Source organism: Bacillus infantis NRRL B-14911 (assembly GCF_000473245.1).
GTDB lineage: Bacteria > Bacillota > Bacilli > Bacillales > Cytobacillaceae > Bacillus_AB > Bacillus_AB infantis.
In genome coordinates, this window is sequence record NC_022524.1 from 378679 (window position 1) to 391562 (window position 12884).

Here is a 12884-nt window from a genome sequence, read left to right on the forward strand (position 1 = left end):
TAAAAAGGAAGTGCAGGAAAAATGTCTTCAACTCCATCTTTAAATTGGCTATCGGATGTCAGTGTGTTTGCAGTGAACCGCCTCCCCGCACACTCAGACCATAAATACTATAAAACACTGGAAGAAGCCAGGGCGGGTGCTTCCATGAGCATGCGACACAGCCTGAATGGCAGCTGGAAATTTAATTATTCGGTGAACCCCGATATGAGGCCTGCCGAATTTTACAAGGAAAAATTTTCGTGTGATGGCTGGGATTTCATCAATGTCCCCGGACACATCCAGCTGCAGGGCTACGGCAAACCCCAATATGCGAATACGATGTATCCATGGGACGGCCTTGCTGATATCCGCCCGCCTGAGATTCCGCAGGACGTTAATCCTGTCGGAAGCTATGTAAAAGAATTTACGGTGCCTGAATCTATGGAAGGCAAGCCTCTTTATATTTCATTCCAGGGAGTGGAGTCCGCTTTTTATGTGTGGCTGAACGGAGAATTCGTCGGCTACAGCGAGGACAGCTTTACTCCTGCTGAGTTTGAGCTGACACCATACCTTAAGGATGGTGATAACAAGCTGGCTGTAGAAGTATACCAGCGCAGTACAGGAAGCTGGCTGGAGGATCAGGATTTCTGGCGCTTCTCCGGGATATTCCGGGATGTGTATCTGTATACGGTGCCCGGCACTCACATCAATGACCTTTTTGTCAGGACAGAGCTTGATGATCATTTCACCAGCGGTACGCTGAAGGGAAGACTGGAACTGCTGAAGGGCAGTGATGTTCCGTCACGGATTGCAGCAGATTTATATGACGACCTTGGGAACCGTGTTTCCTCAGGAGAGGCAGTTGAAAGCGGCGGGAGCTGGGAATTCACGCTCGGGCTCGACTCTCCTGCATTATGGAGTGCGGAGCAGCCTAACCTGTATAAGCTTTATCTTACGGTATATGGAGAAAACGGAAGTATAGAAGAAGTTATACCGGAAAGGGTTGGGTTCAGAAGGTTTGAAATGAAAGATAAAATCATGACCCTGAACGGACAGCGGATTGTCTTTAAAGGAGTCAACCGGCATGAATTCAATTGCCGGACAGGAAGGGCCATCACCAGGGAGGATATGCTCTGGGATATTAAGATGCTTAAGCAGCATAACATCAATGCTGTGCGCACCTCGCATTATCCGAACCAGAGCCTGTGGTATGAGCTTTGTGATGAATACGGGATTTACGTGATTGATGAAATGAATCTTGAAACACATGGATCATGGCAGAAGATGGGCAAAGTCGAGCCTTCCTGGAATATACCGGGGAATCTGCCGGAATGGCAGGATATCGTCATGGACCGGGCGATTTCCATGTATGAGCGGGATAAGAACCATCCATCCATCCTGATCTGGTCCTGCGGCAATGAATCATATGCAGGCGACGTGATCCTGAACGTCTCAAAATACTTCAAGGAAAAAGACCCCGGCAGGCTCGTTCATTATGAAGGGGTATTCTATGACCGGAATTACAGCGAAACGAGTGACATGGAAAGCCGGATGTATGCCAAGCCGGCCGATATTGAAAAATACTTAACCGAAGATCCCGAAAAGCCATACATCAGCTGTGAATATATGCATGCGATGGGCAACTCGCTTGGAGGCATGTACAAATATACTGATCTGGAAAACAAATACCCGATGTACCAGGGCGGCTTTATTTGGGATTATATTGATCAGTCACTGGTGAAAAAAGACCGTTTCGGCAAAGAATTTCTTGCCTATGGCGGGGACTTTGATGACCGGCCGACCGATTATGGCTTCTGTACGAACGGCATCGTTTATGCCAACCGGGAGCTGTCCCCGAAAATGCAGGAAGTGAAATTCCTTTATCAGGACTTTAAGCTGGAAGTAGAATGGGCCGGTGCCAGGATTAAGAATGAAAGCTTGTTTACTAATCTGGAACAGTATGATCTGCAGTATACACTGCAGCATGAGGGAAATGAGATTTTTAAAGGATTTTCGTCCTTGTCTGTAAATCCAGGTGAAGAAGGGTATGCAGCCTTCGAATGGCCTGAAGCTATCAGAGAGAAGGCTGGTGAGTACTGCATTACAGCTTCGCTTATCCTTAGAGAGCCGGAGCAATGGGCTGAGCAGGGGCATGAAGCTGCATTCGGCCAATATATTTTCGAGGTGGAAGGTGAGCAAAAAGCTGAAGCAGTGTCTGGGAAACTAAGGATTGTAGAAGGAGACGTAAATATCGGTGTCCATGGAAGCGATTTTTCCATCATATTCTCTAAGCAGGCTGGAACACTTGTCTCGCTCAAATATGCCGGAAAAGAAATGATTTCGTATCCAGTCTTCCCGCTGTTCTGGAGAGCAACTACAGACAATGACAGGGGATTCGCACAGGGATTCACATCAGGGGCATGGTATGCGGCGAGCCTGGCAAGGCAGTGTACAGCGGTGGAAGTAAAGGAAGAAGAAGCGGGCTCTGCCGAAATTGCGTTCAGCTATCAATTTTCCATCAGCGAAAAAATGAGCGTAAAGGTTCATTACACAGTACGCGAAAATGGTTCCCTGCATGTAAGATCCGTATACAATGGTGCAGATAACCTTCCGCAAATGCCGATATTCGCCCTTTCCTTCAAGGTGCCGGCTGAATATGAAAAGCTTGACTGGTATGCCCTTGGGCCGGAGGAGAATTATGATGACCGCAGCCGTGGGGCCAGGCTTGGAAGATTCCAGAACACAGTGAAAGATAATGTCTCCGGCTATGTGATGCCGCAGGAGTCCGGAAACCGTACCGGCGTCCGCTCAGTGGACATAACCAATCAGAATGGTTCAGGCATCAGGATCTCAGCAGAAGGGGAGCCGGTGGAGTGTACAGTCTCTCCATACACGGCATTCGAATTGGAGCATGCAAACCATCACTATGAACTGCCTGATATCCATTACACAGTGGTGACGGTTGCCGGCCGCCAGATGGGTGTGGGCGGCGATGACAGCTGGGGGGCTCCTGTCCACAGCGAACATACAATCCAGCCGGAGAAAGACATGGTATTCGAGTTTGTCATTGAACGGGTGTAAGAATTTTTTGAAGCAGGTGATCCTATGCTAATACATGCAAACAGTGAGACAAGACAGTTCCATCTGACAAATGGGCAGGTCAGCTATATTTTTCACGTCATGAAAAATGGCCAGCTTGGCCATCTTTATTACGGAAAGGCACTCCGCCACCGGGAGGATTTTTCCCATTTACAGATTTATGATGTACCGACCGCAGCAAGCTGCCACCCTTATGCAGATGATCCTGCCTTTTCCCTTGAGACATTGCGCCAGGAATATCCTGTCTATGGCAGCTCAGATTTCAGGGAACCTGCCATTTTGGTAAAACGAAATGGATTGAATCATATTCCTGACTTTCAGTTTGAACGTTTTAAGATAATGGAAGGGAAGCCCCTGCTAAAGGGGCTTCCGGCCACCTATACGGAAGAGAATGGGGAAGCGGCTACGCTCCAGATCTTTTTAAGGGATGAAAAACTTCAGGCAGAGCTTTTGCTGAATTACACCATTTTCAAGAATCATCCTGCGATCACAAGAAGCGTCCTCCTTAAAAATGAAGGAGAAGAGTCTCTTGAAATAGACCGTTTAATGAGTGCGTCCATTGATTTACCTGATAGTAACTTTCGCTTTCTTCATCTGGCAGGTACCTGGTCAAGGGAGCGGCATGTGAAGGAAAGAAAGCTCCAGGCAGGAATTCAATCCATTTCAAGCATAAGAGGTGCAAGCTCTCACCATCATAATCCGTTTGCCGCATTGGCGAGGCCTGATGCGACAGAGCATAACGGTGAGGTCTATGGCTTAAACTTTGTTTACAGCAGCAATTTCATCATTCAGGCTGAGGTGGACCATTATGAAGCGGTAAGGCTTACAGCTGGCATCCATCCTTTCGGGTTTCACTGGTCTCTGGGGGAAAAGGAGTCATTCCAGAGCCCGGAAGCAGTGATGATATACTCTGACAGCGGGCTGAACGGGATGAGCCAGGCCTTCCATAATCTTTACCGGAAACATCTGATTCCTGCACAATGGCGCAAAAAGGAAAGGCCGATTCTGATTAATAACTGGGAAGCCACCTACTTTGATTTTAACGAAGAAAAGCTGGTGAATATCGCAAAGTCTGCTGCAGAGCTGGGAATCGAGCTGTTTGTCCTGGATGATGGCTGGTTTGGCAAGCGCAATGATGACACAACCTCGCTGGGAGACTGGGAAACAGACGAAAGCAAGCTCCCGAATGGATTGGAGAAGCTCGCAGAAAAAATAAAGGAAACCGGAATGAAATTCGGCCTTTGGTTCGAACCGGAGATGATCAGCCCGAAAAGCAGGCTGTATGAAAAGCATCCCGACTGGGCGGTCGGCCAAACCCTGGGGAGGAATCAGCTGGTGCTGGACTTCTCACGGGAAGAGATCGTCGAGTATTTATATGAGAAAATGTCAGGCATCATTAAAATGACAGGATTGTCCTACATAAAATGGGACATGAACCGGAATATCACGGAAGCCTTTTCAGCGAATCTTCCGGCTGGGCAGCAGGGTGAGTTCTTCCATCGTTATATTCTTGGAGTGTACCGCTTGTATCAAAAGCTGACATCAGAATTTCCGGAGGTATTATTTGAATCGTGTGCAGGCGGGGGAGGCAGGTTCGATCCCGGAATGCTGTATTACGCCCCGCAGGCGTGGGCCAGCGATGATACAGATGCAGTCGAAAGATTGAAGATCCAATATGGGACCTCCTTTGCCTATCCTCTGTACAGCATCGGGTCACATGTGTCTGCCGTGCCGAACCACCAGACTTTAAGAGAGACTCCGCTGTCTACCCGGGCCAATACAGCCTATTTTGGAACATTTGGTTATGAATTGAATCCTCTTAGTCTATCAGATGAAGAGCGCAGCCGGATTTCAGAGCAGGTTTCTTTTTATAAACAGCACCGAAGCCTGATAAGGGACGGGCATTTCTGCAGATTATTGAGTCCTTTTGAAGGAAACGAAACAGCCTGGCTGACAGTGAATGAGGACAAAACGGAGGCGCTGGTTGGCTGGTATAAGGTACTGGCAATGGCGAATCCGCCGAAACAGCAAACGCTGAAGCTTTCAGGACTGGATCCTTCTATTATGTACCAGGTATCAGGAAGCAGCAGAAGCTATTACGGAGATGAGCTGATGCAGACCGGGCTGCAGCTTCCCGTTGAATTTAACGGCGTTAATGGAAAGACGGCCGAGCGCGGCGGGGATTTTCAGTCTTATGTGTTCCATTTAAGAGCAGTGGATTAAAAGGAAGGGCGGGAGAACCGCCCTTTTTCCTTTGAAGACTATTAAACTGCTGATTCTTCAATCTCCCTGCCTTTAACAACCTCTCGAATAGAAAGCGGACAAGACGCCCCATAACGAGAAGCTGCAGGGGGAGCGCAAAGATAAAGTTCTTAAAAGCAATTGATCCGTAGCTTTGCACCCATGAGTCCAAGCTTCAGAACCAAAATGCATATGCCCCAAGTGCTGAAGCCTCTTTAATCAAACGTTTGATTAAGAAGAAATCTCCTTACTTTTCCTGTGATGACACCTCTTTTTGAAAAAGAAAAGGAACCACCACAGCATCAAATATAAATAACCTGCCAGCGAAAATAAGGTCCAGCCGATGCCCTGCTGCAGCTGGCCGATAAAGTATTCCATTTCATTTATTCCGGGTCCTCTTTCAGTGCTGGCAGCCATGCTGGCAATAGGTACACTCAGTACAAAGAAAATCAAAATGACAGATGGAATCTTCAGCTGTTCTTTCATAATACAATAGACAGCGGCAACCATCGAGCTAAACAGAATAGAATAATAAATGGCCCAAAACCAGCCGGGCATAGTCTCCCAATACATAATGCTCCTCCTGATTTCAGCCTTATAAAAAGCTCACTGTACCTGCTGCCTATCTATCATTCCTAAAGAAAGCTCTCTCCTGATTAGGGAGATATGCTTTTCCATGGAGAGCCTTGCTTCTTGGACCTGGCCTGAAGCGATGGCCAGAAAGATTTCTTTATGCTCTTCAATGGTATCCTGCCTTCTCGATGGATCGAGGAGCCTTTCCTTCCTAGTAGCACGGATGGTGTCATTCATATGTCCGCTTACCGTTTCAAACAGTTTGGCAAAGATGGAATTGCGGGCGGCATTGACAATGGCGAAATGAAAGTCGACATCCGCCTTAATCCCCAGCTCTGCATCATCCGTGCTCTCCATCAGGAGAAGGGCCTGTCTGATCGGCTCCAAATCCAGAGAGCCTGCCCTCTGTGCTGCAAGCCCGGCACATTCTACTTCCAAGGCGCGCCTGAGCTCAAGCATCTCATAGACAAGCTTGGTTTTTTCATTTTCGATGGTAAAAGAGACGCTCTCCGGCCGGGAATTCGGACGGGCTTTCAAATAGCTCCCGCTGCCCTGCCTGATTTCGAGCACCCCCTGTGCTTCGAGCTGCCTTAAGGCTTCTCTGACAGATGTGCGGCTCGCCGTAAAGCGGGATGCCAGTTCCCTTTCAGTCGGAAGCCTGTCCCCGGGCTGGAAGGCACCGGAAAAAAGTATATTCTGAAGGTGATCTATTATAGTTTCATAGGCCTTTTTTTTCATATTTTTCACTCCCTAAAAATGACAGGTAAAGCGATTTCATCATACAGAAAATCCAGGGAAAGCTCAATACTTTGAAAGAAGTTATTGATTTTTTCAGACAATTTAGTAAAATGGACGAAAAGGTTGGACCAATCTGAATATATAACTAATTGGTATGAACCATTATTCAGCAGGGAGAGAGATGCATGAATACAGTCAGCGCGGAAGCGATAGGAGAACTGCAGAGTATGTTAAAAGAAGGGCAGGTTTCTGTCAATCAAACAGAAAGGGAGCAGCGAAGCCGGGATGAATCCTATCATAAAGAAAGCCTGCCGGATGTCGTCGTCTTTCCGGAATCGACGGAGGATGTCCAAAAAATCATCATAACTGCCAGGCGGCATAAAATGCCGGTTATCCCATTTGGGCGCGGAACCAGCCTGGAAGGACATGTGATCCCCTATAACGGCGGGATAACTGTCGATTTTTCAAAAATGGATAAAGTGCTGGAGGTCAGGGAAAAGGATTTTCTTGTGCGGGTGCAGCCGGGCGTTACCCGGTCCCAGCTTAACAAAGTCCTGAAGAAATATGGTTTGTTTTTCCCGGTTGATCCTGGGGCAGATGCCACTTTAGGCGGGATGGCTGCGACCAATGCAAGCGGGACAACCTCGGTCAGGTATGGAGTGATGCGGGATCAGGTTCGCGATCTTGAAGTGGTGACAGCTGACGGGACCATTATACATACAGGCAATCTGGCGGCCAAATCATCCTCCGGCTATCATTTGAATGGACTGTTTGTCGGATCTGAAGGGACGCTGGGATGCTTTACTGAATTGACCTTGAAGGTGTATGGCATACCGGAAGCCATTCTGGCGGCAAGGGCTTCATTTCCCACCATCACCTCTGCGGTCGAAGCAATCGTCAGCATCCTCCAGGCAGGAATTCCGATAGCCAGGGGAGAGCTAGTTGATGAGGCTTCAATGAAGCAGGTTAATTTATTCAGCGGTACCGGGTATGCTGAAAAGCCGACGCTGTTTCTGGAGTTTCATGGAAACGGGGCCGGGCTGAAGCAGGATGTTGAATTCATGAAGGCGATCGCTGAGGAATGCCAGGCAGAACAAATTGACTTTGAAACTGACAACGCTTCCAGGACGCAGCTCTGGGAGGCGCGCCATAATCTCGCTTATGCTTATATTCACGGGTATCCTGGAAAGAAGATGATGGTAACAGATGTATGCCTGCCTATATCAGAACTGGCCGGAGCTGTGGAACACAGCAAGGTCCACCTCGATGCACTGGGATTGGCCGGGGGCATAGTCGGGCATGTCGGGGACGGGAATTTTCATGTGCTGCTGATGATCAATATGGATGATCCGCTGGAGGTGCAGCAGGCAGAGGAGTTCAATGAACGGATTGTCATGTATGCACTGGAGCGCGGCGGGACCTGTACAGGAGAGCATGGGGTCGGAATCGGCAAGCAGAAGTATCAGGAGAAGGAGCATGGCGCGGCCTATGAGGTGATGAAGAAAATCAAGCGGGCCATTGATCCAGAAGGCCTCCTGAATCCCAATAAACTTGTTTAAAAAGAAAGCGGGGGAAAATTGATGAGGGTTCTTGAAACAATCAGTACAATTGCCGGCAAATATTTTGCCATATGGGTCATCTGCATGGCGGTGATTGCTTACCTGCTGCCTGACCCATTCCTTGTGTTCGGCAGCTATATCACCATCCTGCTTGGCGTTGTTATGTTTGGAATGGGGCTGACCTTGAAAGGGACCGACTTTAATCTTATTTTTAAAAATCCGGTGCCTGTTATCATCGGTGTCTGTGCCCAGTTCATCATCATGCCGCTCGGGGCATTTGCAATTGCTTACCTTCTGGATCTGCCTGCAGAGCTTGCAGCCGGCCTGGTCCTGCTTGGGTCTGTACCAGGGGGAACGGCTTCCAATGTGATGGTTTACTTGGCAAAAGGGAATCTGCCTCTTTCCATCGCTATGACTTCGTTTTCAACGCTGCTTGCCCCGCTGGCAACCCCCTTTATCCTGCTGCTGCTGGCAGGCCAGTGGATGCCGGTGGATGCGAAAGCCATGATCCTATCGATTGTTCAGGTCATCATTGTACCGATCGTTCTAGGCCTGCTTATCCGCCGTTTTATGCCGCAGGCTGTAGAAAAAGGCATCACGATCATTCCGCTTATTTCCGTACTTGCCATCATTATTATTGTCGCAGCTGTGGTAGCAGGAAATGTAGCCAATATTGCATCGGCAGGGCTGCTGACCTTTGCAGCTGTAGCGCTTCACAATGGATTGGGGCTTTTATTGGGCTATTTGGCCGCGTCAGCCTTAAGGCTGGATGAAAGCACAAGGAGAGCCATCAGCATTGAGGTCGGAATGCAGAACTCAGGTCTTGGTGTGGCGCTTGCCACGGCCCATTTTGGCCCTCTCGCAGCACTGCCGAGTGTAGCTGGTGCTGTATGGCATAATATATCCGGCCCGATTTTGGCTACCTATTGGTCGAAGAAGCCTGTTTCCGAAAGAGCGGAAGAAGATTACCCCATTAGTGAAGGAAATGCGAAAACAAATGTATAGCAGAATTTGAGATTTAGGAGAAGCACTGCAGCAGCAGTGCTTTTCGTTTTCAGGAAAGAAAGCAGAAGCAAAAAAATGCCGGCCCGCTAAATCCGCCGGGGGAAGGCGGCCTTTAACGAGCCAGCATTTGTGTTATTAGCTGTTCAAACGTCTGATTCTCTCATCCAGATCAGGGTGGGTTGAGAATAGGGAACGCTTGCCTTTGTTATTAATTTTCAAGGTTGATATCGCTGTCTGCTCTTCGCCTTTCATACGGGCAGAGTAGGCTTTCAGCATGTGGAGGGCATGGGTCATTTTATCCCTGCCGGCAAGATCTGCGCCTCCCCGGTCTGCGTGGTATTCGCGATGCCTTGAGTAGGCGAACACGACCAGGCTTCCAAGGATCGAGAATGCGATCTGGAAGATAATCACTGCGATGAAGTGGACAATCGGAGCCATCTCTTCCCTTACAAAACGTGATGCCACCCAGGCAGCAATACGGGCCAGGAAGACGACGAATGTGTTCACTACACCCTGCAGGAGGGTCATGGTCACCATATCGCCATTGGCAATATGGGCAACTTCATGGGCAATAACGCCTTCAATGGCATCATCATCCATTTCCTGAAGCAGACCAGTCGATACTGCAACCAATGAACGCTTTTTGGAAGGTCCGGTCGCAAATGCGTTAACCTCAGGGGAATGATAGATTCCGACCTCCGGCATATGTGTGAGTCCTGCTGCCCTTGAGAGGCGGTGGACTTTTTCAACAATCTGCCTTTCAGAAGGAGATAAAGACCCTTCAGGCTTCAGCACCTGGACATTCATCATCCGCTTTGCCATCCAGCGCGACATTGCCAGGGAGATGAATGATCCGGAGAAACCAATGACAGCACTGAATATCAGCAGGGAAGCAAAATCAATCCCGCCCTGTGCATTAATGTAATTTCCGCCGCCGATCAGTGAAAAAATAATCGAGATGGTCAACAGAACCAGCACATTGGTCAATAAAAAGTAAAATATCCTTTTACCCAATTCTTCTCATCCTTTTTATATAAATTTTAAGGTCATTTGAACTTGTAACTTGACCTTATTTTATATGATTATGCACAAATAAGCAAGTATAAAACATCCTCCCCAAACACTCCGTGCCTGACACCGGAAAAAGACAAATACGCCATTTTTGTCCACATATGGTGCCAGGCACGCGGAAGCACCGTTGACGGTGTCAGGGGAAAGATTTAGGATAGGGTTACAAAGTATCGGTCGGGAGATGAATGAGTATGGAGTTGTTTCAGTTGTCGAGGGCCAGGATGGCGGAGCTTTTATTTGCCCTCAGGGGGGAAGGGGAGAAGAACCCGAAGGCTGTGCTGCAAGAAGCATGGAAATCGGGCCATCTGACCAATATATATGGAAAGAAGCTTGAGATATTTATAGAGACGGATATGCCTGCTGTATTTGAAAAAATTATGAGGCAGACTCCCCCGGTTCCGGGCTTCAGCGTCAATGAAATTGTCTCGCTCGGAAATCAGATCGAGTATACGAATCTTTCCTCCACAGCAGTCCAGAACTGGGTGAAAAGAGAAATGCGCGAACTGGTTGGGACGCCGCAGGCCGGGAAGAAGTATACCATTGACCAGGCGGCCATTCTTTTTATTGTGGAGGATCTGAAGTCGGCTTTGGATTTTGGCTCTATCCGTAAGATACTGACACTTCTTTTTAATAATCCGGAAGATAGGACAGACGATGTGATTGATCCGATCATCTTCTACGCTGGATATGCCGGCATTTTTGAAAAGGTGCATCCGCAGAAGCTGGCTGAAGGCACCGCGCAATTTCAAGTAGAACAGGAGATCCGGAGAGAATCGGCTTCAATAGTGGAAGGATACACGGATTTGACCAGACCTCAAAAAGAGATTGTATCCAATGTGCTGACAACCGCCGCCCTCACTGTGCTGTCAGCCTACTATAAGACACTGACAAGGAAATATGTGAGTGCGACCCTGTTTCTTAACGGAGAATAGGGTACCGCAGTGTATTTCTGTAAGAGTTTGTCGAACGGGCGGAATTGATGTTTGGAAGGATAAAATTTAAAATTGAATAGATATCTTATCTATCCTATTTCAGTTTTAATGGAGGTTTAACGTGGCAGAACAAAAGAATGTAAATCTTGTAGTGGCAGGGCTTCTGCTGGGCATCCTGATGGCAGCGATGGACAACACGATTGTTGCCACAGCGATGGGGACCATTGTGGCAGACCTGGGCGGATTCGAACAGTTTGTCTGGGTTACTTCAGCCTATATGGTCACCGTCATGGCGGGCATGCCGATTTTTGGGAAGCTTTCCGATATGTACGGCCGCAAGCGCTTTTTTATTTTTGGACTGGCTGTATTCCTGATCGGCTCTGCCCTTTGCGGGCTTGCCCAGTCGATGGTCCAGCTCAGCGTTTACCGGGCTATCCAGGGGGTTGGCGGAGGAGCCCTCATGCCGATAGCTTTTACGATTGTATTTGATATTTTTCCGCCTGAAAAACGGGGGAAAATGACCGGCCTTCTCGGGGCTGTGTTCGGGACAGCCAGTGTCCTGGGCCCGCTGCTCGGAGCATTCATTACAGACTGGATCAGCTGGCATTGGGTTTTCTACATAAATGTACCGATCGGGATCGTTTCCGTCTTCCTGATCATCAAGTACTATCATGAATCCAATGACTATCAAAGGCAGAAAATTGACTGGGCCGGTGCTTTCACCCTGGTGGCTGCAGTTGTCAGCCTTATGTTCGGCCTTGAGCTCGGCGGAAAGGAATTCGCCTGGGACTCTTTCCAGATTATCGGACTGTTCGCGGGCTTTGTCTTCTTTTTCATTGCGTTCCTGTGGGTGGAAACGCGGGCGGATGAACCGATCATTTCTTTCTGGATGTTCAAGCGCCGCCTTTTTGCAACTTCCCAGATCCTTGCATTCCTTTACGGCGGCACCTTTGTCGTCCTGGCTGTGTACATCCCGATTTTTGTCCAGGCCGTGTACGGGGGATCAGCCAAAAATGCCGGTCTGATCCTGACGCCGATGATGCTTGGTTCTGTAGCAGGAAGCGCCATCGGGGGGATCTTCCAGACAAAAACCAGCTATCGGAATCTGATGGTCATCTCGGTCATTTCCTTTTTTGCAGGCATGCTTCTGCTTGGCAATATGACACCTGATACAGCCAGATGGGCTTTGACTCTGTTTATGATCCTCACCGGCTTTGGAGTAGGGTTTTCATTTTCGCTGCTTCCGACAGCATCCATCCATAACCTGGATCCGAGATACCGCGGTTCAGCCAACTCAACGAACTCATTCTTGCGTTCGCTTGGCATGACGCTTGGCATTACCATCTTCGGAATCGTCCAGCAGAATGTATTTGCTGACAAACTGCAGAATGCTTTTAAAGGCATGCAGGGCGGCGGGGCAATGCCGATGGGTGACCCGCAGCAGCTGTTCGAACCGGCAGAGCGGGCGAAAATTCCGGCTCCGGTTCTTGATAAAATCATTGCAGGGATGTCAGACAGTATCACCATCATATTTATGCTGGCCCTCATCCCGATCGGCATTGCGGCAGTGACCATTCTCTTTATGGGAAAAGAACGCGTGGAAATCAACAAGAAAATAGAAAAGCCGCAGGAGTAGCGGCAGGTGGCCGGCAGGGGGGAATCCTGCCGGTTGTTTTTTTGCAAAAAA

Annotated in this window: 9 protein-coding genes; 6 read left to right on the plus strand and 3 right to left on the minus strand. The window is 48.6% G+C overall.

Annotation, left to right across the window (positions count from 1 at the left end; all coding sequences use genetic code 11):
* Nucleotides 1-21 precede the first annotated feature (21 nt).
* Nucleotides 22-3060, plus strand: coding sequence for a glycoside hydrolase family 2 TIM barrel-domain containing protein (locus tag N288_RS02105; protein WP_022543284.1), 3039 nt, complete (start codon nt 22-24; stop codon nt 3058-3060).
* A 24-nt stretch (nt 3061-3084) separates the two neighbouring features.
* Complete coding sequence (locus N288_RS02110) at nt 3085-5301, plus strand: alpha-galactosidase (protein WP_009792461.1); 2217 nt, start codon at nt 3085-3087, stop codon at nt 5299-5301.
* 249 nt (nt 5302-5550) lie between these two features.
* On the opposite strand, the gene N288_RS02115 is transcribed toward N288_RS02110, so the two are convergent.
* Nucleotides 5551-5892 carry a hypothetical protein gene (locus N288_RS02115; protein ID WP_022543285.1) on the minus strand — a complete coding sequence of 114 codons (342 nt, stop codon included), beginning with the start codon at nt 5890-5892 and terminating at the stop codon, nt 5551-5553.
* 33 nt (nt 5893-5925) lie between these two features.
* Nucleotides 5926-6630 (minus strand): FadR/GntR family transcriptional regulator, encoded by a 705-nt coding sequence (locus tag N288_RS02120; RefSeq protein WP_022543286.1) that lies wholly within the window; start codon nt 6628-6630, stop codon nt 5926-5928.
* A 185-nt stretch (nt 6631-6815) separates the two neighbouring features.
* Between N288_RS02120 and N288_RS02125 the strand changes: the two genes are divergently transcribed.
* Nucleotides 6816-8189, plus strand: a complete 1374-nt coding sequence (locus N288_RS02125) for an FAD-binding oxidoreductase (RefSeq protein WP_022543287.1) — start codon at nt 6816-6818, stop codon at nt 8187-8189.
* Between the two features lie 21 nt (nt 8190-8210).
* Entirely contained in the window at nt 8211-9194 is a 984-nt protein-coding gene (locus tag N288_RS02130) for a bile acid:sodium symporter family protein (protein WP_009792456.1), read from the plus strand.
* A gap of 135 nt (nt 9195-9329) precedes the next feature.
* Here N288_RS02130 and htpX read toward each other — a convergent pair whose 3' ends face one another.
* Nucleotides 9330-10208: a protease HtpX gene (gene htpX / locus N288_RS02135; protein WP_009792454.1), complete on the minus strand. Its 879-nt coding sequence runs from the start codon at nt 10206-10208 to the stop codon at nt 9330-9332.
* A gap of 248 nt (nt 10209-10456) precedes the next feature.
* On the opposite strand from htpX, the gene N288_RS02140 reads away from it, so the two are divergent.
* Nucleotides 10457-11197 (plus strand): DUF1836 domain-containing protein, encoded by a 741-nt coding sequence (locus tag N288_RS02140; protein WP_022543288.1) that lies wholly within the window; start codon nt 10457-10459, stop codon nt 11195-11197.
* Nucleotides 11198-11318: 121 nt separating this feature from the next.
* A complete protein-coding gene (locus N288_RS02145; RefSeq protein ID WP_009792452.1) occupies nt 11319-12833 on the plus strand; it encodes an MDR family MFS transporter in 1515 nt (504 codons plus the stop codon).
* Nucleotides 12834-12884 lie beyond the last annotated feature (51 nt).